Source organism: Clostridium chromiireducens (assembly GCF_002029255.1).
Taxonomy (GTDB): Bacteria; Bacillota; Clostridia; order Clostridiales; family Clostridiaceae; genus Clostridium; species Clostridium chromiireducens.
In genome coordinates this window covers 1-23,839 of sequence record NZ_MZGT01000054.1, presented here as the reverse complement: position 1 = coordinate 23,839, position 23,839 = coordinate 1, and the positions used below count along the sequence as shown (strand labels likewise).

21 protein-coding genes, 2 pseudogenes and 1 other annotated feature are annotated in these 23,839 nt (G+C 29.9%); of the genes and pseudogenes, 9 read left to right on the top strand and 14 right to left on the bottom strand.

What is annotated here, in order from left to right; translation table 11 throughout:
- Positions 1-131 precede the first annotated feature (131 nt).
- Positions 132-1,112 carry a D-isomer specific 2-hydroxyacid dehydrogenase family protein gene (locus CLCHR_RS17615; RefSeq protein WP_079441226.1) on the top strand — a complete coding sequence of 327 codons (981 nt, stop codon included), beginning with the start codon at positions 132-134 and terminating at the stop codon, positions 1,110-1,112.
- Between the two features lie 14 nt (positions 1,113-1,126).
- Positions 1,127-1,465 (top strand): annotated as a pseudogene (locus CLCHR_RS25285) (N-acetyltransferase family protein); the annotation flags it as partial.
- Between the two features lie 135 nt (positions 1,466-1,600).
- Here the strand turns inward: CLCHR_RS25285 and CLCHR_RS17605 are convergent.
- Positions 1,601-2,248, bottom strand: a complete 648-nt coding sequence (locus CLCHR_RS17605) for an FMN-dependent NADH-azoreductase (protein ID WP_079441215.1) — start codon at positions 2,246-2,248, stop codon at positions 1,601-1,603.
- Between the two features lie 119 nt (positions 2,249-2,367).
- Here CLCHR_RS17605 and CLCHR_RS17600 point away from each other — a divergent pair.
- Positions 2,368-2,834: pseudogene (locus CLCHR_RS17600) on the top strand (superoxide dismutase); the annotation flags it as partial.
- Positions 2,835-3,025: 191 nt separating this feature from the next.
- On the opposite strand, the gene CLCHR_RS17595 reads toward CLCHR_RS17600, so the two are convergent.
- From CLCHR_RS17595 to CLCHR_RS17570, 6 genes are all read right to left on the bottom strand, one after another.
- Entirely contained in the window at positions 3,026-4,096 is a 1,071-nt protein-coding gene (locus CLCHR_RS17595; RefSeq protein ID WP_079441214.1) for a hypothetical protein, read from the bottom strand.
- 135 nt (positions 4,097-4,231) lie between these two features.
- On the bottom strand, positions 4,232-4,951 hold the full coding sequence (locus CLCHR_RS17590; RefSeq protein WP_079441213.1) for a DUF434 domain-containing protein: 720 nt from the start codon (positions 4,949-4,951) through the stop codon (positions 4,232-4,234).
- Positions 4,952-5,189: 238 nt separating this feature from the next.
- Positions 5,190-6,860 carry a dihydroxy-acid dehydratase gene (ilvD, locus tag CLCHR_RS17585; protein ID WP_079441212.1) on the bottom strand — a complete coding sequence of 557 codons (1,671 nt, stop codon included), beginning with the start codon at positions 6,858-6,860 and terminating at the stop codon, positions 5,190-5,192.
- Between the two features lie 413 nt (positions 6,861-7,273).
- Positions 7,274-7,456: a DUF1540 domain-containing protein gene (locus CLCHR_RS17580; protein WP_079441211.1), complete on the bottom strand. Its 183-nt coding sequence runs from the start codon at positions 7,454-7,456 to the stop codon at positions 7,274-7,276.
- A 110-nt stretch (positions 7,457-7,566) separates the two neighbouring features.
- Complete coding sequence (locus tag CLCHR_RS17575; RefSeq protein ID WP_079441210.1) at positions 7,567-8,505, bottom strand: AEC family transporter; 939 nt, start codon at positions 8,503-8,505, stop codon at positions 7,567-7,569.
- Positions 8,506-8,539: 34 nt separating this feature from the next.
- Positions 8,540-9,220 (bottom strand): GntR family transcriptional regulator, encoded by a 681-nt coding sequence (locus tag CLCHR_RS17570; RefSeq protein WP_079441209.1) that lies wholly within the window; start codon positions 9,218-9,220, stop codon positions 8,540-8,542.
- A gap of 277 nt (positions 9,221-9,497) precedes the next feature.
- Between CLCHR_RS17570 and CLCHR_RS17565 the strand changes: the two genes are divergently transcribed.
- From CLCHR_RS17565 to CLCHR_RS17545, 5 genes are all read left to right on the top strand, one after another.
- A complete protein-coding gene (locus CLCHR_RS17565) occupies positions 9,498-11,540 on the top strand; it encodes a thioredoxin domain-containing protein (protein WP_079441208.1) in 2,043 nt (680 codons plus the stop codon).
- A gap of 294 nt (positions 11,541-11,834) precedes the next feature.
- Positions 11,835-12,725 (top strand): hypothetical protein, encoded by an 891-nt coding sequence (locus tag CLCHR_RS17560; RefSeq protein WP_079441207.1) that lies wholly within the window; start codon positions 11,835-11,837, stop codon positions 12,723-12,725.
- 2 nt (positions 12,726-12,727) lie between these two features.
- Entirely contained in the window at positions 12,728-13,750 is a 1,023-nt protein-coding gene (locus CLCHR_RS17555; protein ID WP_079441206.1) for a radical SAM/SPASM domain-containing protein, read from the top strand.
- A 159-nt stretch (positions 13,751-13,909) separates the two neighbouring features.
- Positions 13,910-14,641: an ABC transporter ATP-binding protein gene (locus tag CLCHR_RS17550; RefSeq protein WP_079441205.1), complete on the top strand. Its 732-nt coding sequence runs from the start codon at positions 13,910-13,912 to the stop codon at positions 14,639-14,641.
- A complete protein-coding gene (locus tag CLCHR_RS17545; protein ID WP_079441204.1) occupies positions 14,628-16,262 on the top strand; it encodes a putative ABC transporter permease subunit in 1,635 nt (544 codons plus the stop codon). Before CLCHR_RS17550 ends, CLCHR_RS17545 begins: the two co-directional genes overlap by 14 nt.
- 118 nt (positions 16,263-16,380) lie before the next feature.
- Here the strand turns inward: CLCHR_RS17545 and CLCHR_RS17540 are convergent, their stop codons facing one another.
- Positions 16,381-17,436 carry a galactose ABC transporter substrate-binding protein gene (locus CLCHR_RS17540; RefSeq protein ID WP_079441203.1) on the bottom strand — a complete coding sequence of 352 codons (1,056 nt, stop codon included), beginning with the start codon at positions 17,434-17,436 and terminating at the stop codon, positions 16,381-16,383.
- A gap of 130 nt (positions 17,437-17,566) precedes the next feature.
- Positions 17,567-18,769 (bottom strand): Na+/H+ antiporter NhaA, encoded by a 1,203-nt coding sequence (nhaA, locus tag CLCHR_RS17535; protein ID WP_079441202.1) that lies wholly within the window; start codon positions 18,767-18,769, stop codon positions 17,567-17,569.
- Between the two features lie 80 nt (positions 18,770-18,849).
- Positions 18,850-18,906: a sequence feature (sodium ion sensor (DUF1646 type); this cis-regulatory element may regulate processes involved in with the transportation of sodium ions), on the bottom strand.
- Between the two features lie 448 nt (positions 18,907-19,354).
- On the opposite strand from nhaA, the gene CLCHR_RS17530 reads away from it, so the two are divergent.
- Entirely contained in the window at positions 19,355-20,131 is a 777-nt protein-coding gene (locus tag CLCHR_RS17530) for an HD domain-containing protein (protein WP_079441201.1), read from the top strand.
- Positions 20,132-20,298: 167 nt separating this feature from the next.
- Here CLCHR_RS17530 and CLCHR_RS17525 read toward each other — a convergent pair whose 3' ends face one another.
- The 5 genes from CLCHR_RS17525 to CLCHR_RS17505 all read right to left on the bottom strand — a co-directional run.
- Positions 20,299-21,042 (bottom strand): LytR/AlgR family response regulator transcription factor, encoded by a 744-nt coding sequence (locus tag CLCHR_RS17525; protein WP_079441200.1) that lies wholly within the window; start codon positions 21,040-21,042, stop codon positions 20,299-20,301.
- 19 nt (positions 21,043-21,061) lie between these two features.
- Positions 21,062-21,472, bottom strand: a complete 411-nt coding sequence (locus CLCHR_RS17520) for a hypothetical protein (RefSeq protein ID WP_079441199.1) — start codon at positions 21,470-21,472, stop codon at positions 21,062-21,064.
- Positions 21,473-21,492: 20 nt separating this feature from the next.
- Positions 21,493-22,479: a flotillin-like protein FloA gene (gene floA / locus CLCHR_RS17515; protein WP_079441198.1), complete on the bottom strand. Its 987-nt coding sequence runs from the start codon at positions 22,477-22,479 to the stop codon at positions 21,493-21,495.
- Positions 22,480-22,509: 30 nt separating this feature from the next.
- Positions 22,510-23,007, bottom strand: coding sequence for an NfeD family protein (locus CLCHR_RS17510; RefSeq protein ID WP_079441197.1), 498 nt, complete (start codon positions 23,005-23,007; stop codon positions 22,510-22,512).
- Between the two features lie 98 nt (positions 23,008-23,105).
- Positions 23,106-23,839: sensor histidine kinase (locus CLCHR_RS17505; protein WP_139376260.1), on the bottom strand; the 734-nt coding region annotated here is incomplete at its 5' end.

Genomic DNA, 23,839 nt, shown 5'->3' with positions numbered 1-23,839 from the left:
AAAGTAAATATTATTTTCAAAATAGGAGAGAAAATATACTCCTATTTTTTTATGCAAATATTGTAAATTAATATTAAAAAGTATGGTAAAATAGTATAGTAGACTAATATATTATGGAAAGGATTGGAGAAATGAAGATTTTAGCATACAGTCATAGAAGCGATGAAACGGAATATTTTAAAAAATTTAGTAAGAAATATAATATTGAAGTGACATTATGTGATGAAGGACCAACAATGGAAAATGCTGAATTAGCAAAAGGATTTGAGTGTGTTAGCATTATCACAACAGCGATAAATTCAGAACTAATTGAAAAGTTTCATGAGTTAGGTGTTAAGTTTGTTTCTACAAGAACAGTTGGATATGATCATATAGATTTAAAAAGGGCTAAAGAACTTAGTATCCACATTGGAAATGCTACATACTCGTCAAATAGTGTGGCTGATTATACAATAATGTTAATACTTATGGCTATAAGAAAAGTTAAGTTAATAATGGAGAAAAGTAACATTCAAGATTATTCTTTAAGCGGAGTTCAAGGAAAAGAGTTGCCAAATTTGACGGTTGGGGTAATAGGTACAGGGAAGATTGGACAAACGGTAATCAGGTATTTAAACGGATTTGGATGTAAAATCTTAGCACATGATGTATATGAGACTGAAAGTGTAAAGAACTATGCAACGTATGTGGATTTCGATACCATAATTAAAGATAGTGATGTAATAACATTGCATATGCCAGCTACGAATAATAATTTTCATATGATTAATAAAAATTCTATTAGTTTAATGAAAAATGGAGTTTTTATTATAAATACCGCTCGTGGCTCTTTAATTAATACAAGTGATTTAATTACAGCAATTGAAGAAAATAAAATAGGTGGTGCTGCTTTAGATGTACTAGAAAATGAGGCTGATATATATTACAAGGATTTAAAAGGCGAGATACTAAGAAATAAAGATTTAGCTATTCTGAAGTCATTCCCAAACGTGATTATAACACCACATACCGCTTTCTATACGAACCAAGCTGTTAGTGATATGGTAGAAAATTCAATAAAAAGTTGTATTTTATTTATGGAAAACAAAGAAAATCCATGGCAAATAGTATAACAATATATTAATCTAAAACTTGTAGATTAATAGCTCGTTCAAGAAAAGATGTATTAGGCTGGATTGCTTTAATTCCAACTTCATGCAGATGTGTTTTTCAGGAGTTGCTGAAGTCAGTATATATATTGGACAATAATTTAGGGAACAAGGAATAGGAAGTGTACTTTTAAGAAACGTAATTAAGCTATCTGAAGAAAATGGTTTCTAGACTTTGCAGTCCGGAATTATAAAAGAAAATATAGAAAGCATAGAATTACATAAAAAAATGTGGATTTAGACAGATTGGAATGAGAGAAAAAATAAGCAGAATGAGCAATTGTATATGGCATGACGTAGTGCTTATGGAAGGTTGAAGTAATATAGTTGGAATAGAGTTATACTTAATTGTTAAATGTATGAAGATGTAAAATGAATTTTGATTTTTAACATATCACATCTTCTTAACATTTTGCTATAGTGTTATATTGAATTTAAGATTAACACTGCAATTATCTCCATACTTCTTCAATTATATCGTCAATTTTTCCAATAGCATTTTGTATTGCTTGTTTTTTTTCTTTCTCAGTGGTTCCGGTACCATCAACTAATAATTCCTCAAATCTTTTTATACCTATAAATTTCATAATATCATGGACGTAATTCAATCCTTTATTCATTACAATTCTTAAATACCAAGGAATAGATCCGCCTGAAGATTGGATGTAGATCATTCCTCTTTGCTTATCATTCAATAAACCTTCAACGTGGTCATCTTCAATATGTATACTTTTTCCTTCCATTACGACACAATCTATATATTCTTTTAGAGTGGAAGGAAAGGAGAGGCTCCACATTGGAGCAGCAATAACATATAAATCAGCTGCTTTAAATTGATCTGCTAGCTTAACAATTTGATGAACTTCATCTTTTTGATGTTCATTTAATTTGTTGAATTCTTTCTCTTTTAGCATGCAGTTTCTTTTCTCAAAGTACTCATATTCTAATCTTGGTATATGGCAGCTATACAAATCTAGTTCTTCCAATTCAAAATCAGAATGTTTAGTAATAAATCTATTTACGAGCTCTCTTCCGACTGTTTTGCTTGCTGATAACTTCTCAGGCTTTGAATTTACTGTTATATAAAGTAATTTTTTCAATGTAATTCACCTTCTTTTGGTTAATCTTTATATTTAGTATTATCTTATTTTAGGATAATATTTATATAATGTTCCTCAATAATAAATACTCTTATAAATTAAGAATTAACTTTTAAATCAAATCCCTAGATCAATTAATAGCAGTGTAGATGAATTGCCTGAAGAAATTAGGCAAGGGGTAATTGATCAAGGAGGAGGAGTTTCTAATCATAATTTATACTTCGCTCTTCTTTCTCCAACTCCAAAGAAGGCACTAGAGGGAGAATTATTAGTAAAAATTAATAATACCTTTGGTGATTTAGATACATTGAAAACTGAAGTGAGTAATGTGGCTATAGGTCAATTTGGATCTGGTTATGGATTTTTAGTTAAGGATAAGGATAAGGATGGTAAATTATCGGTTAAAAATACATTAAATCAAAATTCTCCTGCTATGAATGGATTGATTCCGATTTTAACTATAAATGTATGGGAACATGCGTACTATTTAAAATATAATAACTTAAGAGCCGACTATGTTCAAAATATATGGAATGTAGTGGATTGGGAAAAAGTTGAAGATTTATATAAGAATTATTGGATATAATTATTTTAAAATTATTAATAAAGCTAGATTGCAGTATAATGCTATCTAGCTTTATTAATTTTAATACTGTAATAAATTATTTATTTTTAAAAACAAAGCAGCAAATTATCTCCGAAAGAAAATTACGTTGGTATAAAATATTAATAAAAATTTCCTTCTTTCAGATATATTACATAGACAAAATATTTGTTTTAATATAATGAATCATTATAAAAATAAGGTTTCCAATTGTTGTATATCTTTTCGGTTCTAATAGAGTAAGCAATGTTGTTCCAATCATCGATTGTTGAGTCTAATGACCTAAGTTTTAAGTTAAATGAATCAGAAAAAGATTTAAGAATATCAGGTGCTAGCGTTAATGTTGAGTTAAAAGTTTCAAGAGGATTAGCATCAGTTAAATCACATCTTAAGTTAAATGAATCCTCATAAGACTCATTAGCAAATTTATTAATTATATTTTTTAAGTCATCATCATAAGTGCTTGGATAGCTTACTTCTAAAGTAAGTCTATAATTAATATTTCTTGCTTTTACACAAGGCATTTCGCTATCAACTTTATTATCGTCTAAATAGGCTACAGTTTCGGTTATAAAATCCTCTTTAAATTCAGGTATATCAAGTGAAGCTAAAGTTTGAGTGTAGACGTCTCTTGTACCATTTATGAAATATGCTTTTGTGTTATCCAAAAGCATATTGCCCCTTCTTAGTGTTGTGCATTCTTCACATTTTTCGTTAGAAGATCTATAACATACAAAAGAATCAATTCTTCTTAAATCTAACCCAAAGTATACCCAATTCCTGCCAAACCATCTGAAACCAGAGACTGATTGTCTGTCAACATTTAAAAGAAAAGCCCAATAACTTCTACCATTTGTCTGCCAGATATATGTGTATTTAAAAAGACAAAATCTTATTGAATTTTGACTGACAGCTTTAACACCTACACCATCAGAATATCCAAGCTTCTGAACACCAGTATCATTTTTACGAGGTGTATAATTTGGAGGAGGTGATTTAGGCATTCCTGGTGGATTGAATTTTCCTCCGCCTGGGTAGTTAAAGTTAGGAGAAGAGTGAGAATCAGAATCAGAAATATCAAAATTAGGTGGATAATTCCCTTGCGGAGGGAAATTGCCACCACCACCAAGGAATGGAGGGAAAGGTGATCGATCCCCTATTTTTATATCAGGGATATCAGCTGTAAATTCAAATTTTTCAAAATTCATATTATCTTCATAGGTAAGATCTTTGTCGTCTAACATTTATTTATAACTCCTTATAAATTAGTCATAAATATTATATTCAAAAAAACGATTAATGCTATAACTAAAAAAAGTGTTGGAATATTTTAATGAGTTAAGTAACCAAATCTAGAATGATATTATAAAAGATTATTTTTATATATGATCAAACGTGAAATCAATAAAAGCTGTATTCGGTAGTTTTTCATCCACGATCTCATAAACTAAATTAATCCAGCTGCCACAAGTATTTAAAATTATTCCGTCACTAGTAACTACATGATCTAACTTGTTTAATACAACATCTGCATTTGGAACCAAAAGTACCTTGGTTTCAAAATCATATTTATTCAAAATATCTAGTATTTTTGATTTTAATCTTCCAGTATTTGAAACAGGAGAATCCAAATATATAACTGTCTTTGTTATTTTCATATTGTTTAGCTTTTCTCCAATTAATTCAATGGCAAAATCTGTTTTATCAATTAGTTTATATGTTCCGCGCAATCCGGCTAAGTCTCGCAAAGTTCCATCCATACACCTAAGCAAAGTTGAATTTGATAATGCAACCTCAAGAGTAATGATTGTATTTAATCCATCAATATGTATAGTACTTTTTTCATACCCAGCTGCTAATTTGTGATTTTTCCGCCTCTGAATATCTTGAAAAGAGGATAAGCTTCTTTTTAATGCCATCCTCTGCCTAGCTGAAAACAAAAAATGATTACCTACAAACTCAATTGTTTTATCAATTCCATATCCATTATCTAAAAGATAGCAAATATGCTTTTGGGCTTTCTTTAATAAAGCCACATTATGTTCATTAAATTCCAGTCTATCAGATGAAACAAAACCCCTTTGAATTATTTCTGGCATGTACAATTCCTCCTAAAGAGTTGTTTTTAAGAACTCATAAATATATTGTGAATTATAGCCATAGTTTGAAGAGAAAATAACAATCAATTTTAAGATGTGAGAAAATTTGATAAGGGAGTAGTAGTGTGATTAAACATTTAGGTTAATTATAAAAACCAAGTATAATTGAATAAATTCTATTATACTTGGCTACTAAAGTATGTTATTCGATTAATTTAATGATATCTAAATGAATAGATTACATTCTAGGTATGTCTAAAATAGCTCCTCTGTTACCAGATGTTACAAGTGCAGCATATCTAGCAAGGTAACCTGTTGTAATCTTAGGTTGTCTTGGTTTCCAGTTTGCTCTTCTTATTTCTAATTCTTCGTCACTAACTACGAAGTTAATAGTATTAGCATTGATATCAATTTGGATGATATCCCCGTCTTCAACTAAAGCAATATTACCACCAACAGCAGCTTCAGGAGAAACGTGACCAATTGAAGCACCTCTACTTGCACCACTGAAACGTCCATCTGTTATAAGAGCAACAGAGCTTCCAAGTCCTCTTCCTGCAATTGCAGAAGTTGGATTAAGCATTTCTCTCATACCAGGACCGCCTTTTGGACCTTCATATCTTATAACTACAACATCTCCAGCAACAATTTTTCCTGTATTTATAGCTTCAAGAGCATCTTCTTCACAGTCGAATACTTTGGCTGGACCTTCATGCTTTAACATTTCAGGGACAACTGCTGAACGCTTAACAACACAAGAATCAGGTGCAAGATTTCCTTTAAGAACTGCTATTCCACCAGTTTGGCTATATGGATTTTCAGCAGGTCTTATAACTTCAGGATTCTTATTTATGCAGCCTTCAATGTTTTCACCAACAGTTTTTCCAGTACATGTTACTAAATCAGTATTTAATAAACCAAGCTTATTTATTTCATTCATAACTGCGTAGATTCCACCAGCGTCATTTAAGTCTTCAATATAAGTATGTCCTGCAGGAGCAAGATGACAAAGGTTTGGTGTTTTAGCACTGATTTCATTTGCTATGTCAACATTTAAATCAAATCCAACTTCATGTGCAATTGCAGGTAAATGCAGCATACTGTTTGTACTACATCCAAGGGCCATATCCATTGTTAATGCATTCATAAATGCAGCTTCCGTCATAATATCTCTTGGTCTTATATTCTTATCAAGTAATTCCATGATTTTCATTCCAGCATGTTTAGCAAGTTTAATTCTATCAGAATAAACTGCAGGGATTGTACCATTTCCTTTAAGGCCCATTCCAAGAACTTCTGTTAAACAGTTCATGCTATTTGCTGTATACATTCCTGAACAAGAACCGCAAGTAGGGCATACATTGTTTTCATATTCATCTAATTTTTCAGCAGTAATTTTCCCAGCATTATAAGCACCAACAGCTTCAAACATGCTGGAAAGGCTTGTCTTACATCCGTCAACTTTTCCGGCAAGCATTGGACCACCACTTACAAATATAGTTGGAATATTAACTCTTGCAGCAGCCATTAATAGTCCTGGAACATTTTTATCGCAGTTTGGAACCATTACTAAAGCATCAAAAGCATGAGCCATTGCCATTGCTTCTGTAGAATCTGCAATTAGATCTCTTGTAACTAATGAATACTTCATTCCTTCATGTCCCATTGCAATTCCATCACATACAGCGATTGCAGGGAAAACTATTGGAGTACCTCCGGCCATAGAAACACCCATTTTTACAGCATTAACTATTTTATCTAAATTCATATGACCTGGAACGATATCGTTTTGTGAACTAACTATACCAATTAAAGGTCTTTCCATTTCTTCTTTTGTTAAACCTAATGCACTAAGTAGTGAACGTTGTGGAGCACTTTTTGCTCCTTTTGTTATTACATGACTTTTCATTGTGTAACCTCCTTAATACTATTACCGTATTTGTATATAAATATTATACGTTGTATGATGTCTATTGTCAATGGAGTGGTTAGATTTTGATTTAGATTATTTGAACTTATGATTTGCAAATAAGAACTTATTAAAAAATAGTGTCATGTGTATGATACTGTGTTAAAAATATATAAGGAAAATTATTTTTTTATAAAATTATAGAATGGAAGATGTCATATCTCTTTGAATATGTCTAACGTATGCTTGAGATTGTGAAAAGATAGATATTTTGAAGAATACATTATAATTTACAAAGGAAGATATAAAGAAACAGAAAAGCATCTAAAGTGTTTTATGATAATTATTATATTATACATAACAGAAAGAGTCGGGCAGATTAATAAGTAATCTGCATGACTCACAATAACTAATTAATATTTACTTTGACCCTCCGGAATAAATGTAGCGCAGTCTGTTTTTTGAGTGTCATGTGCATTTTTTAGTTGAACTTCAATTTGTTGAGCGCAACAGTGGTCGCCTGACATATAATAGTGACATGTATTAACAACACATTTAATTCCTTGATTTGGTGAACCCATTTTTTCTGGTTTCATAGTTGTTACATCTAATAATATTATTAGTTATACATTTTTCTTATTCGAAAAAAATTATAAGTGCTATAATATCACGGTAATAATAAAATTTTTTTGCATAATAAATCGCTTTAACTTAACAATATCATATAAATAGGAATAGCCAACAAACTTAAAATAGTTGTAATTATTGTACTTATGGTTGCATATTCATAATCAGCTCCATAGCGTTTAGAGACTATAGCTGTATTGGTCATTACTGGCATGGCAGCTTGAATTACAAATACTTCTTTCATAAGTAAAGGTATATTTATAATGTTGCATAACACAAGAATTAGCAGTGGTGAAATGAGAAATCTACCTAAAATTATTGCTGCCATATCTAGGCTTAATTTGAATTCCTTTAAGTTAACAGAATAAATTGTTATTCCAATAAATAACATGGCTAAAGGTGTAGTCAAATTTCCAAAGTACTTGCATGTGTCTAGAATAAACTTCGGTAAATGAACATTAGACAATACAAGTATAATTGCAAATACAAAGCTTAGTAGGGGAGGAGACATAATTCTCTTTACTGTATCAAGTGATAAAATATTAGCTTTTCCAGATTGTCCATCTCTACTGATTTCATAAACACCTATTGTCCAAAAAAAGGTAGTATTAGCTATGTAGTACAGTAAAACATTAGGTATACTTTTTTCTCCGAATAGGGCCATATTTACTGGAAGCCCAATAAATATAGAATTCGATACAAAAAACATTGATCTGAAAGTACCAATGCGTCCTTTATTAACTTTAACAAGTTTAGATACCAGTACTGCAATTAAATAGCCTAAGGCCATTGATGTAAAGGGTGCGAATAGCCCACCACCCAGATTAAGCAATTTATCTTTATCAAAGCTTTCAGTAAATTGAGAAATCATAAGACAGGGAATTGCTAGATTACATACAAGTTTTGAGAAAAGCTGTGATGTTTTTTCATCAAACCATCCCTTGTGAGATAGAAAAAATCCTGTAGAAATCATTAATACTATACTGAATACACTTCCTAATGCGTTAAAAATAATCATTATAAAATCTCCCTTTGTATAGATTTAGGTTTGTTTAGATTATTGATTCAATCGATAGAATAGCTTCTAAGTGTTTTAAGTCATTACCTATATGGTTATACATAGTTTCGCCAGCTTTTTCTTCATTCCTCTGTTTAATATAATGAAATATTTTAAGATGGTAATTAAAAATGTCCATAATACGATCATGTTCATATATATCTATAGATCTATAGAAATAAGTAAGTGCGCTTAAATCTTTGCTCTGTTTTCGTAGACGATTATTTTGACTATAATTTAAAATTAAATCGTGAAATTGAGTGTTCAATAAAATAAGTGTTTTAACTAACTTATCATCAAAGTTCTCTATATTTTTTTGAGTTTCAAACAAAGTGGCTTCAATCCGTTCTAATTCTGAATCGGAAGCTTTACGTGTAGTTAGTCTTACAGCTTGAGATTCCAAAGCCTGCCTGCATTCATAAATATTTTCGATATCTTCTTTAGTGGGCTGATAGACCGTAATCTTTGATTTATCGCTAATTAAAATCAGGCCATCTTTTTCTAAAGAACGTATAGCCTCTCTTACAGGGCTTCTACTTATTTGAAATTCGCTAGCTATTTTTGATTCATAGATTCTATCGCCAGGTTTTAAAATACCATTAAAAATCATATCTTTTATTGATGTGTAAGCTTGGTCAAAATAGGATGGACCTTTCTCAATTTTATAATTTTCCATTGTTACATCCTCCTTGTATCAAAACATAATTATCGTATAGTTTTATTAATCAATACTAAAATGTCTACTGTCGACAATATCAGTATAAATTATTAAAATTAACTTTGCAATATATATTGAAATTTAAAAATCATATGCTACCACATAGTAAGCATCGTTATATTGATAAAGATATCTTGTTAAATTTTTGTTTGAGTGTGTTATGGTGTGTATATATTTTTGCAGCTTGGCAAAGCTAATTTTATTAAATTATTACATTATTAAAGGAGGTGTCTATATGATTTCAACAATCGAAGCTAATAATTTAATTAATGAGAAATCGCCGTACTTATTACAACATGCTGAAAATCCTATAAATTGGTATGCGTGGAGTGATGAGGCATTTAATAAAGCAAAAGAAGAGGATAAGCCTATATTTTTATCTATTGGATATTCAACATGTCATTGGTGTCATGTAATGGCTCACGAATCTTTTGAAGATGAAGAAGTAGCTGAAATTATGAATGATAATTTTGTAGCAATAAAAGTAGATAGAGAAGAAAGACCAGATGTTGATAGTGTATATATGACAGTATGCCAAGCTTTAACTGGACATGGTGGCTGGCCGCTTACAATAATAATGACTCCAGATCAAAAGCCGTTTTTTGCTGGAACATATTTTCCTAAAGAACCAAAATATAATATTCCAGGCCTTAAGGATATATTAAATTCTATAATTAAGCAGTGGAATGAAAATAGAAGCAAAATTATATTGTCAAGTGAAGGGATTATATCGGATTTAAATAAATATTTGGAAGGTGAATTTAACAAAGTTGAATTAGCTCCAAAGATATTAAGGAATGGATATAATCAACTTTTGCATATATTTGATGAAAAGTATGGTGGATTTGGATCTGCGCCTAAATTTCCTACGCCGCACCTGTTAATGTTTTTGCTTAGATATAACCAAGAGCATAAAGAAAGTAAAGCATTAGAAATGGTTGAGAAAACATTGGATTCCATGTATAGAGGAGGAATATTTGATCATATTGGATTTGGTTTCTCAAGATATTCTACTGACAATAAGTGGTTAGTTCCTCATTTTGAAAAAATGTTATATGACAATGCTTTACTGATTATTGCATATCTTGAAGGTTACGAGGTTACAAGAAATGAATTATATAAGGATGTTGCTATAAAAGCATTAGAATATGTCTTTAGAGAACTAAGAAGCGAAGATGGTGGATTTTACTGCGCTGAGGATGCTGATAGTGAAGGTGAGGAAGGTAAATATTATGTTTTTAGACCTTCTGAAATTATTAAAGTTTTAGGCGAAGAAGATGGGAAGTATTTCAATAGGTATTTTAATATGACTCCTAAAGGTAATTTTGAAGGAAAAAATATTCCTAATTTACTTGAAAATAGCGAGTATTATATACTTAATAATAGAATAAAAGATTTAAGTGAAGAAATTCTACTATATAGAAGCAATAGGATGGAATTGCATAAGGATGATAAAATTCTTACATCTTGGAACGGACTTATGATAGCAGCACTTGGAAAAGCATATAAAGTTATAGAGGATATACGATATTTTGAATATGCCAAGAAAGCAGTTAACTTCATATTTGATAATTTAATTGATGAGAATAAAAGATTATTAGCAAGATATAGAGATGAAGAATCTCGTCATAAAGCGTATTTGGGAGATTATGCCTTTCTTTGTTATGGATTAATAGAACTTTATGAAAGTTGTTATGATATTACTTTTTTGAAGAAAGCAATTGATTTAAATAATGATATGATTAACTTATTTTGGGACAATGAAAAACATGGATTTTTTCTTTACGGAGAAGATGGCGAAAAACTAATAGCAAGACCTAAGGAATTATATGATGGAGCAATGCCATCAGGGAATTCAGTTGCAGCTTATAACTTAATTAAGCTTTCGAGAATAACAGGAGATTCAACATTGGAAGAAATGGCTGAAAAGCAGTTAAATTTCATTTCAGGATCTGTATTTGGAGAGGAAGTAAACCATTCATTTTTCCTTATGGCAGCATCTTTTGCATTAAATCATGGAAAAGAATTAGTATGTCTTATTAAAGATAAAAGTGATGAGGAAAAACTTAAAGATTTGATTAGCGAAATTCCTACATTTAATTTAACAACCATAATTAAGTGTAGTGATAATAAAGATGAGATTGAAAAGTTAATACCTTTTATTAAAGACTATGATTTTATAAACGATAAATCAACTTATTATTTATGTGAGGGAAAAAGTTGCTTAGCACCAGTTAATGATATAGATGAGTTAAGAAAACTATTGGAAAAGTACTAGTTATGGGTTTATGAAATATTATGTAGGATTAGAGGGAATAAAAAAGGGTGTTTGCAAATAGTTATACAACTGTTTGCAAAACATCTTTTTTATTAAAATCTTTATCTAGGAAAAAGAAATAGTAATACTTCCAACACAAACAAGGATAAATGTTTAAGCAGTGACTTGAGAGTATTTATTTCTAACTTTATGATTATTTGGATTATAAAGTAAAATATATCTATACTAATTATATGAAGTGATGATATTATAAAATTATTAAAGATTTAGTTACAAAATATTGGGGGAATAGTAATGAGATTTTTGCCATTTATTAAGGGTCAGGATTTTTTGATTATTTATGGGATATTTGCCGTTGTAGTATTAATAGTTATACGAAGGCTATTACATAATTCTGATAAAAAAGACTTTATAATATCAGGATTGGATGAAGATAAATATTATGTATTAAATAATAAATATAATTTGCATGGCATGTTCTATTATATAACTTATAAACTTTATGCAAAGGGATTATTAGTAAAGGATGAAGAAGATAAAAAATTTCAAATAAATAAAGAGTTATCTTCTTTTTTAACACCTATTGAAGAAAATGTGTATATTTTATACTTGGATAAGTTTGCACCTAAAGATTTTGAGCCTGATATGGTTAATGAAAAAGAGTTTAAGACGCATTACGATAGAATTTATAATAAATTGGTATTAGATGGTTTAATTAAGGATGATGTGATAATAAGAGAAAGTAAGTCTGTCTCAAATCTTGGAATGGTTGTTGTTTTGGTTCCAGGAATTTGGAGGCTTGTTGGTGGAATAGCGTATGGAATGCCGGTAGGAGCGCTTGTATTTGAGATTATTTTAATTTTCATAATCAGTAAGATTGTTCTACATATTCATTTGAATGATAAATTGACGAGATGCGGAAAAGCATCAAAAGAGGCTTTTGAAAAGTACTATAAGAGTAGTAAAGGAAATACTAATAAAATCAATGAAAACAATCCAGATGTAGCTCAGGACTTTTTAATGACCAGTTCTTGGATGTATTTCTTAGGAGTGAGTAGTATTTATACTAAAGAAAATAATAATTCTTTTAATAATAATTCTGGGAGCTCATGTTCTTCCTGCTCATCATGCTCGGGTTCCTCATGTTCTTCTTGCTCATCTTGTGGAGGATGTGGAGGAAATTAATTTTGAAAAGACTAATTATGCAATGGCATATTACTAAGAGATGCAATAAAAGATGTAAACATTGCTACCAAGATAGCTATGAAGGAAGTGAATTCTCCATAGAAGAACTAATAAATCATGGAGAACAATATTTAAAGCTTCTAATTGAATATAATAAAATGAACAATCAAAACCTAAAAGGACAAGTAAATATAACTGGTGGGGAGCCGTTTGTTAGGGAAGATATTTGGGAACTGCTTGATTATTTTAAAAAGAATAGTGAGTATTTTGATTTTGGAATTCTTACTAACGGCTCCTTTTTAGATGATGAGAATGTTAAAAGATTAAAAAAATATAATCCTAAGATGGTGCAGGTGAGTTTAGATGGAAGAAGAGAAACCCACGATAAAATAAGAGGAGTAAACTCTTATGATGAAGTAATCAAATCCTTAAAACTTCTTAACAAATATCATATAAAAGCATTAGTCTCATTTACAGCAAACAATAAAAATTATAAGGAATTTGGAGATGTTGTAAGAGTAGCTAAACGATGTAAAGCATATAAAGTTTGGACAGATAGAATGGTATCAATTGGCTTAGGCAATAATGCAGAAGTGAAAACTTTAAATAAAGAGCAAGTTATTGAGTATATAAATTTAATAAGCCGTGAACAAAGTAGCCTAATAAATAAATTTTCAAAAACTATAATTTCTGGGGAAAGAAGTTTGCAGTTTTTAAATGGTATTAGTGATTGCTATAAGTGTAGCGCAGGAGATGGTCTTATAGTACTTCTTGAAAATGGAGATGTTATGCCTTGTAGGAGACTTCCAATTGTAGCGGGAAATATAAAAGAGAGGTCCCTTAAAGATATATACTTTGAGGCAAAGATCTTTAAAGAATTGCAAAATTTTAAACAAATTCCGAAGGGCTGTTCAAAATGTGACTTCTTAAATTTGTGCAATGGTGGCGCCAAATGTATATCATTTGGAATATATGGAAGCTATAAATATGGAGATTATGGATGTATGATTAGGGATGAAATATGAAATAGGATTTTTAGATATAAATAATATCATGGAATAGAGCTTAAAAAATATGACTTCGGATTAAGAGGTTAATAAGGAAATTTAAGTTTTAATTAAGCTTGATTTAATCATTTTGAATTAGAACTTCAGTATAATAATACTATAAGGAGGCTTGAATTGATGATAAATATAAATAACATAACAAAAAGTTATAATGGAAGTTATTATGCAGTAAATAATTTGAATCTAGAGATTCAGGATGGAAAAATTTATGGACTACTTGGACCTAACGGAGCCGGAAAAACAACTACTATAAAAATGATAACAGGGATAATATCACCAACTAAGGGAACAATAGAAATCAATGGTATTGATATTAACAAAGATCCAATCAAGGCAAAAGAACAATTTGGTTATGTCCCTGACAGTCCAGATATGTTTTTAAGATTAAAAGGAATAGAATATTTGAATTTTATGGCTGATGTTTATAGAGTTTCAAAAGATGAGAGAATATATAGAATAGATGAAATGTCTAAGCGGTTTGAAATGAGTTTAGCTTTGGGAGATAAAATTCAAACATATTCTCATGGCATGAGACAGAAGATAGTGCTAATGGGAGTAATGATACATAGGCCAAAGATTTGGATATTGGATGAACCTATGACAGGATTAGATCCAAAATCAGCGTTTATATTAAAAGAAATGATGAGAGAACATGCGGACGCTAGGAATACAGTGATTTTTTCAACACATGTCCTTGAGGTGGCTGAAAAAGTATGTGATGAAGTAGCAATAATTAATAAAGGACAACTGATATTTAATGGGACACTAGAGAAGTTAAGAGATGAGTTTAAGGAAAATGAATCCTTAGAAGAAATGTTTTTGGAGATGACCGAAAATGAGCAGGCTTAAGTTAATAACAAAATATTTCGTACGAAACGCTCTCGATGAAATGTTTGTAGGCAGCAAAATGAAGCCGGGTTTTATAATAGCACTTATGATAATAATAGTATGTATGCTATCTCTTCCATTTACCCTTATGATATCAGAAAGCTACGAAACATTTCACTCAATGGGTAAGGAAGGAATGCTTATAGCTATTATTTTATCACTAGGAACAGCTGTATCTTTTTTCTTTGGTGTTTATACAATAATGAATGTATTTTATTTTGCTGATGATATAGAAGTGATATTACCACTTCCTTTTAAAAGTAGCGAAATAATTTTTGGGAAATTTATTGCAGTATTAATTAATATGTATATATATACCGGAATGCTCATTTTACCTTTAGCAGCATATGGCGTAGTATCAAAAGCATATTTTTTATACTACTTATATGGAATGATTGTATTAGTAATAACCCCCATTTTACCTATGATATTAGCCGCACTTATCTGTATGGTGCTAATGAGATTTACTTCTTTGTCAAAACATAAAGATGCATTTAAGATGTTTACTGGCTGCGCTTCATTAATATTAATTATAGCTTTTAATTATTTAAATTCAAATTCAGGCAGTAGTATGACTTCAGAACAGATTCTTGAAAAATTTTCACAAGGTAATAATAATACAATGGAAATGTTGACAGGAGTTTTTATAACAAATAAATTTTCCGCGTATGGTTTACTATACAATAATAATTTAAGTGGATTAATAAATATAGTTATTGCTTTAATTATAAGTATAATATTTTTTATCGCATATTATTATATAGGAGGAAAATTATATCTTAAGGGTGTCATTGGACTCTCTGAATCGTTTAGCAAAAGAGAAAATATTTTAGAGACTGGAGAGGCCAAAAAATTAATAAAGATAAATTCACCATTGAAGGCTTTAATTAAAAAAGATATAAAAACAATATTTAGAACACCTCAATTTTTTATTAATTGTGTAGCAATGATATTTTATATGCCAATAGTAATGGGGATGGGATTTCTATCAAATGGAAATTTGGAGAAATATACAGAACTACTAAAAGTAAACACTGAATGGTACGGGATTGTAATTGTTATAACATTTATTGGGGGAGCATCATGCATAATGGCTGGTGGTGCAGGTGCAACAGCATTATCACGGGAAGGCAAAGATTTTATTGTAGCAAAGTATATACCTGTTGATTATAAAACTCAACTATATTCAAAAATTCTATCATCATTATGTATTAATGAAGTTGGGACGTTAGTGGTTTCGCTAGGGCTAATATTAATTAAAGCAAGTCCAATATTATTTGCTTTAGGTATTGTTTCGGCTTTTGGATCTATATTATTAATAACATTATTTGGAATATATATTGATTTTAGAGCTCCCAAATTAGCATGGGAAAATGAAAAAGCGATGTTTAAGAAAAATTATATGCCTCTATTTGTAATGCTCATTATCTTTATATTAGGGGGCATTCTTGTAGTAGCAGCTTTGATTATTAAAAATTTTATTATGATTTTTGGAATTTGCCTTAGTATAGTTTCTATTGGATGTTATATTTTATTTAGGCTATTATTTAAATTAGCATATAAGGTATATACTCAAGATTAATACTGAGTTTAAAGAATCCCTCTTATTATTTTCATAGGAATAAGGGGGATAATTTTTTACGCTGAAGTATTTGTAATAGAATAAGATAAACATATGCGGTTATTAATTTTATCATACTTTATTTTACATATTCACTGTAGTTTAGATGAATTATAAAGCCTGTATCATCTAGTTTGTAATTGGTATTTTCTACCGGACTTCTACCTTTAGCTAAATTCATTCCAACGGCATAAAGGGCTTCAGCAAGATCATGCGGTTCAACTATAACAGTACCTGTCATAAAACCTTTATTAATTAGTTCTTTTGCAGCTGGCATTCCATCGATTCCTACAACAGGTATCGTTGAAATCTGGCTGCCTTTATTATATCCATATTTTTGTAATGCTTCAACTGCACCTATTGCCATAGCATCATTGTTTGAAATAATAGCTTCAATTTTATTTCCGTATCTTAGAAATAGGGATTCAATGGCATTTTCGGCACAATCTTGTATCCATTCGCAGTGAGGTGAGGAAAGTTCCTCTGTTTTTATTCCAGCATCATTAAGTGCTAGTACTGAATATTTTGTTCTTAAATATGTTAAAGGACTTCCGATTCTGCCTCTTAACATGACATATTGCAGAACATCATCATGATTTTTATCTATAGATTCCTTATGAAAGTTCCATTCGTTAACAAGAATTTTTCCTTCCATAGTACCTGATTGTTCAAAATCTGCTCCAATAATTACAAATTGTTTATATGGTTTCATAAAGTTTAGTATTTCTTGTGACGTATCCGGATTTATTATTAAAGGCATATTTTTATCCATGATTTTACGTAAAGCACTTTCGACATCCTTTAAGTTAGTACTAACTATACCAACAATAAAAAGGTCATAATTTTCTTTAAGAGCTTTATCAATGCTTTCGTTTTGTATAGTTTGATTATCATTAGCGTTAAAAAAAGTAAAGTTAACTTTATCTTCATTTTCTTTTTGAATAAGCTCTAAATTTTGTCTGAGAAGAGAAATATACATAGCATTTGCATTATCCTGGAATACTGCTATCTTAACAGGAATACCTTTATCAATATGGGAATGAACGTAAGAAGTGGTATTAGACACTCCTAATTGAAGAACTATCATCATAACTAGAATAATAATGAATATTAATAATTTCTTTAAAATGCTCATCGAAATCCTCCATCAAATAGCTAATAATCATACCGATTAATCTTAGGATGTGCTTTAACAAAAAAAATATTCTGATTTCAATTTCACTTGAGGAATGGATTAATAATTAAATTTTCAGCTATTAAAGTAGTTATTTGGAATTATTGCTTGGGAAATTAATAAGTTTAAATACTACACTGCCTAGTACTGCGGATAAGACAGAAGCAATCATAATACTTATCTTTGCAGAGGATAAGGCAGTTTCATCAGTAAAGGATAAAGATGAAACAAAGAGTGACATTGTGAATCCAATACCAGCTAAAGCACTCGCACCATATAAATGCATTTTTGTTACTTGGGATGGAAGTTTTGCGATTTTTAGTTTTATTAAAATATAAGAAACGCCAAATACACCTAATTGTTTTCCAAAAAAGAGACCAAATATTATGCCTAAACTAACTGGTGTGACTAAATATGATGATAGGCTATTAACATTAATTGTTATACCAGAGTTTGCTAGCGCAAATATTGGCATGATTACAAAAGAAGACCACGGAGCCAAAGTATGCTCAAACCTATATAACATCGAGTTTTCTGGTTCTTTATCACCTTTTCCAAGAGGCAGTGTCATTCCTAAGAGCACACCGGCTATTGTTGCGTGTATTCCGGATTTTAACAAACAAAGCCATAATAATATTCCTCCAATAATAAAAATAGATGTGAATTTATTATTAACTTTATTAGCTAGTAAAAGTCCAACAAAAACAAGTAAACCTAAGAAAAGTGCAATCCAAGAAATTTGATTAGTATAAAATACAGCGATAACTATGATAGCACCTAAATCATCAATGATGGCCAAAGCAGTAAGAAATACAACTATACCTTTAGGAGCATTTTTTCCTACTAGAGAAAGTACCCCTAGAGCAAAGGCAATATCAGTTGCCATAGGGATTCCCCAGCCAGAAAAAGTAGTTTGGTTATAGTTAAATAATGAATATATGATTGCAGGTATAATCATACCGCCTATTGCAGCAGAGATAGGAAGTATAGTTTTTTTTATTGATTTTAGTTCGCCTATAACTAGCTCCCTTTTTATTTCAGTACCAACTACAAGGAAAAAAATAGTCATAAGTCCATCATTTATCCAATGAAGAACTGACAGAGATAAAGAAAATTTTCCATAACCAATTGTAATATATTTATGGAGTATGTGATTATAGGTTTCAGCGAAACTAGAATTTGCAATTATTATTGAGGTAATAGCACAAATCAAAAGTAATATTCCACTAGAAGATTCATTTTTAAAAAAGTATAGCAGCATATTGGAGATTTTAAAATTAAGTTTACTTTTCATAATTTAACATCCTTTCTTATTAATTATTTCCCTGAACTAAAAAAATTATCTAACAAAAAAAGGTGGGAATACTCAAAAAGAGTTTCCCACCCCAGAAACTAAAATTGCTTGAAAGCAAATATTATATTTGCCCAACCGATCTAGTATATTAACATTTTTATTAAATAAATTATAGTATACGTTTTGTATACAGTCAAGCTTTTCATATTTTAAAGGCAATGAGCATAAGTCAATTAGTTTATTGTCTTTTTGTTAATAGCAATTTAGGATTTTTATGATTTTTATATATTTTGTATGAAAATTATGAAAATATTAAAGTGATAGAATTTTTAAATGAATATTTGTAATGATTCATTTATTAGTTTCCATTATATGAAGTAAGTGTTAAAATTATAAAAAATACATTAATATGACTAGGAAGTGAATAAAAATCATAAAATTAATTTGTAATAGGTTCTTTCAAATTTAGGCGTTACAAAATGAATTATTTGCTAAAATAAATATATTTTGAGATTATTATTTAAGGTGAAAATTTAATTTAAATAATAAATTATTCATTTTAAGATTAAAACAAGGAGATTTAAAATGGAACAAATAACAGTTAAAGAGTATTATAGTTGGTTTAATTCTTATGTAAAAGAATTTTACGGAGAAGATAGTGTTGTTAATCAAAATATCGAATTAAAAGAAATACATACTTTAAAAGTTGCAAAACATGCTGTAAAGATTGCTAAGTCATTAAAGTTAAAAGAAGATGAAATTGATATGGCTGAGATAATAGGATTATTTCATGATATAGGAAGGTTTGAACAATTTAAAAAATATAAGACATTTAAGGATTACTTATCAGAAAATCATGCAACTCTAGGTATAAGAATATTAAAAGAAAATAATATATTAGAAAATTTAGATGAAAAAAGTCAAAAAATAATTATTAAGGCTATAAGTCTCCATAATACAAAGGAACTTCCAAACAATTTGAATGAAGAAGAAGCAGTGTTTTGTAAGTTGATAAGAGATGCTGATAAACTCGATATTTTTAGAATAATTATTGAATATGAAAGGGAACGACAGAGTAGTCCTAATCCAGCGCTTGATAATTTACCTTTTACACCAGGATACAATAGAGAATTACTTCAAGATGTTTTAAGTGGTAGAAAAATTAACAATAATTCTTTAAAAAATTATAATGATAGAAAATTGTATGAGATAAGCTGGATCTCAGATTTGAATTTTCCATTTTCTTTTAATTATATAAAAGAGAAAGAAGTTTTAACTACTCTAATTAATTGTTTACCACAAAATGAAGAAATTAATGAACTTCAGATTTCTTTAAAAAAATATATAGAAAGCTTTACTTAAAAAAACTTTGAATTTAAAAGTATCGAAATTACCCCGTACATTTAACGTTTGAAAAATGTACGGGGTAATATTTGTTATTCTTTAAGTTTTTAGTATGATAAACAAGTATCCCTTATTATCTGTTTACATTTAGGTTTAATTTAAGCTGAGTATTTGAAAAGAAACTTTTATAAACTAAAAAATTTCTTTATTTCCTCATATTTTTCATGAGTAAGAAGAGCATCTTTCTCAGTATTTTTTAGCTTAACCACGTAGGTCCATCTTCCATAAGGATAGATTTTTGTGATTAATGATAAATTTATAATATACGATTTATGACTTCTAAAAAATTGAGTATGATCTAGTTTCTCCTCAATGTCAGATAAAGAAATAGATGTAGTAAAGCTGTCTGTTTTGGTATATATTACAGTAGAATTTTCTTCTCTTTGAACAAGCACTATTTCTTTAGTATCCACGAAACTTATACCTTCTTTATTTTTTATCATTAATTTATCTAAACCTTTTTCGTGCTTTATTATCTTATCAATACCATCTCCATAGCTAGGCTTATTTAGCTTTTTTATTCTATCTAAAGTTTGCAGGGCTCTTTCTACTTTAAATGGTTTTATCAAATAATCGAAAGCATATAACTGAAAAGCATCAGACATATATTCAGCATGGGCTGTCGCAAAAATAATTATAGTTTTTGGATCTATATCGGTTAATATTTTAGCGCAGTCTATACCGCTACATGTTGGCATCTCAATATCAAAGAACACCACCTCAGGGCGATGCTCTTTAAATATGCCTATAGCTTCTTCACCGTTATCAGTATCACCAACAACCTCAAAACCACCTGATTTGTCCAATATCTTTTTTATTATGGTTCTCATTCCTTTTTCATCATCGACTATAAGCACTTTAATATTCATAGAAAAATTCTCCTAAATTTTAATATCTTCTTTTTTTTCTGGTTTTGCTTCTAGGCTTTCCAACAATTTCTGAAAGTATAATGGCCTGTTGAAGTCTAACAGATGTCAGCTCTTGAGCAATTGAATCTATAACACCCTGAGGAGTTGCAGAAGTATCTTTTTTATTATCATATAAACTATTACTTTTATTATCATCATAAGACTTATTATTATCATCTTTTTGAACACTTTCACTATATACTGTATTACTGATTTCAGAAGATTGAGTTTTATCTTCTTCATAAGGATTACTATTTTTACTATTTATTGATTGAAAACTTCTTGGATATTTTAAAGTCGCACTTTCTCTGATGTTTTTTGTCGCGGACATAGGATCCAATAGAGCATTTGCAAGAATTTTTAATATGTCAATATTATTGTTATATTTCATCTTCCCACTCTCCTAGGAACTTATTTTTTAGATCTCTTATCTTTATCGTCAGCAGGCAAAGCTTGATTTTTATTTCCTGTACTAGAAATTGAACTTCTCATATTAGTATCGGCAATAACATTTTGCATGTCATAATAGTCCATTATTCCGAGTTTTCCTTCTCTAAGTGCATAGGCCATAGCTCTTGGTACCTCAGCCTCTGATTCAACAACAGCAGCTCTCATTTCTTGTTCCTTAGCTACCGCCATAGCTCTTCTTTCTTCAGCCTTAGCTTGTGCTATATTTTTATCAGCCTCTGCTTGCAATGTTTGAAGTTGAGCTCCTATATTTCTTCCTACATCTACATCTGCTATATCTATTGATAATATCTCGAAAGCTGTACCAGCATCTAAACCTTTATCTAATACAGTTTTTGAAATAGCATCTGGATTCTCTAATACTATTTTATGACTATGAGAAGAACCAACTGTAGTTACTATACCTTCACCAACTCTGGCTAAAATAGTTGCTTCTCCGGCACCACCAACTAGTCTTTCAAGGTTTGCTCTAACTGTTACTCTAGCTTTAACTAGAAGCTCTATACCATCTTTTGCAACAGCTGAAACATTTGGTGTTTCAATTACCTTTGGGTTAACACTCATTTTAACTGCATCTAAAACATCTCTACCTGCTAAATCAATAGCGGCAGCTTTTTCAAATTGTAAATCTATATCAGCTCTATGGGCAGCAATTAGTGCGTTTACGACATTATCTACATTACCACCAGCTAAATAGTGTGCTTCTAATTGATTAACAGTAAGCCCCATACCAGCTTTTGTTGATTTTATAAGTGGAATTACTATTTTAGAAGGTACAACTCTTCGAAGCCTCATACCAATTAAATTGAATATACTTACTTTAACATTAGCTGCTAAAGAGGATACCCATAATCCTAGTGGCACGAATGTAAGAAATACAGCAATTAACAGTACTACTACAATAGCTATAATAAGTAAATTTATAATCATAAATAATCTCTCCTTTAAATATCATTCATATTAGGTTATAACCTTTTTGACCAATAGTTTAACTCCGCTAACTTTGAATATTTCAACTTTAGTTCCTTTTGAAATATATTCTCCTTCAGAAATTACATCGAATTTTACTCCATCTATATCTACTGAGCCTGTTGGCCTTAAATCAGTGAGTGCAATGCCTCTTTTTCCAAGTAAATAATCTAAATCTGAAGAACTAATATATCCATGTTCTTTCTTTTGCTCATCTGGCAGTATAAACGGTTTAAATAGTTTTCCTTTCGCAAACATTGTCAGAGCCACGCCAAGCATCGTTCCCAGTACAGCTAAAATACTTAATGACATAACTAATGCCTGGGCGAAATTTTCAGCTGTTAGTGCTACTGCAAGAATTAAACATATAGCACCTAAAATCCCAGGAACACCGAAACCTGGAATATGCATTTCTAAAAGTACTAACCCGAAACCTATAATTAGAAGTAAAACTGTTAGTGCGGTTATATCTGGTAAAAATGCATTCATATTTTGTACCTCCCTCCTTACTATATAAATATAATAATATTAATAATAAAGATTAGTAATATAAAACTTTTAAATTATACATTTTTAAACCTCAAATGTCATTTTGGTAAAACTATTTCAAAGGATGTCATTTTATTATTTGATGTTACAGTAACTGTGCCAGAAAAATTTTCGACGATCTCTTTGACTATAGTAAGTCCCATTCCATCGCCTTTACCATTTTTCGTGGTAAATCCCTCTTTAAATATATTATTTATAATTTCTGTAGGTATACTATCCCCATTATTTGATATATTAATCCTAATGTTCTCTAAGTCTTCTGAAAATTCAACCAGCATATATCTGTTATCTGATTTAACTTTGAGTGCAAATATACCATTATCTATTATGTTGCCTATCACTCTACAAAATTCCCATGGTTCCATTTTAAGATATTTTAAATCACTTTTTATTTCAAGTTCCATATCTATATGATTTTTTTCTGCCATCTGCAGTTTGGCCTGAAGTAGGGCATTTACAGCTGGTTTTGATGTTTTAAGGGCTTTACTAACTCTAACTATATCCTTGTAAACAGGTTCTATGTATCTTCTTGCTTCCTCAAACTCTTCAAGTTCCATAAGCGAATAAATAACCTGAATATGGTTTAAATAGTCATGTCTTTGGGTTCTTAGAGTCTTGTTGAAATCTTCAAGATACTTTATAGTATCTATTAAATTATTACTACTTTTTTTAAATAAGAGATTATAAAATGTGATCCCTGTAATAATATTGTTAATAGCTATACTTAGAGCTATAACATATATAATAAAATTACCTTCAATCATATGAGGAT

Bases quoted from the DNA above. Each gene is read 5' to 3' on its own strand.
- CLCHR_RS17615 (WP_079441226.1), top strand. From the start codon at position 132: ATGAAGATTTTAGCATACAGTCATAGAAGCGATGAAACGGAATATTTT.
- CLCHR_RS17595 (WP_079441214.1), bottom strand. From the start codon at position 4,096: ATGTTAGACGACAAAGATCTTACCTATGAAGATAATATGAATTTTGAA.
- CLCHR_RS17590 (WP_079441213.1), bottom strand. From the start codon at position 4,951: ATGCCAGAAATAATTCAAAGGGGTTTTGTTTCATCTGATAGACTGGAA.
- ilvD (WP_079441212.1), bottom strand. From the start codon at position 6,860: ATGAAAAGTCATGTAATAACAAAAGGAGCAAAAAGTGCTCCACAACGT.
- CLCHR_RS17580 (WP_079441211.1), bottom strand. From the start codon at position 7,456: ATGAAACCAGAAAAAATGGGTTCACCAAATCAAGGAATTAAATGTGTT.
- CLCHR_RS17575 (WP_079441210.1), bottom strand. From the start codon at position 8,505: ATGATTATTTTTAACGCATTAGGAAGTGTATTCAGTATAGTATTAATG.
- CLCHR_RS17570 (WP_079441209.1), bottom strand. From the start codon at position 9,220: ATGGAAAATTATAAAATTGAGAAAGGTCCATCCTATTTTGACCAAGCT.
- CLCHR_RS17565 (WP_079441208.1), top strand. From the start codon at position 9,498: ATGATTTCAACAATCGAAGCTAATAATTTAATTAATGAGAAATCGCCG.
- CLCHR_RS17560 (WP_079441207.1), top strand. From the start codon at position 11,835: ATGAGATTTTTGCCATTTATTAAGGGTCAGGATTTTTTGATTATTTAT.
- CLCHR_RS17550 (WP_079441205.1), top strand. From the start codon at position 13,910: ATGATAAATATAAATAACATAACAAAAAGTTATAATGGAAGTTATTAT.
- CLCHR_RS17545 (WP_079441204.1), top strand. From the start codon at position 14,628: ATGAGCAGGCTTAAGTTAATAACAAAATATTTCGTACGAAACGCTCTC.
- CLCHR_RS17540 (WP_079441203.1), bottom strand. From the start codon at position 17,436: ATGAGCATTTTAAAGAAATTATTAATATTCATTATTATTCTAGTTATG.
- nhaA (WP_079441202.1), bottom strand. From the start codon at position 18,769: ATGAAAAGTAAACTTAATTTTAAAATCTCCAATATGCTGCTATACTTT.
- CLCHR_RS17530 (WP_079441201.1), top strand. From the start codon at position 19,355: ATGGAACAAATAACAGTTAAAGAGTATTATAGTTGGTTTAATTCTTAT.
- CLCHR_RS17525 (WP_079441200.1), bottom strand. From the start codon at position 21,042: ATGAATATTAAAGTGCTTATAGTCGATGATGAAAAAGGAATGAGAACC.
- CLCHR_RS17520 (WP_079441199.1), bottom strand. From the start codon at position 21,472: ATGAAATATAACAATAATATTGACATATTAAAAATTCTTGCAAATGCT.
- floA (WP_079441198.1), bottom strand. From the start codon at position 22,479: ATGATTATAAATTTACTTATTATAGCTATTGTAGTAGTACTGTTAATT.
- CLCHR_RS17510 (WP_079441197.1), bottom strand. From the start codon at position 23,007: ATGAATGCATTTTTACCAGATATAACCGCACTAACAGTTTTACTTCTA.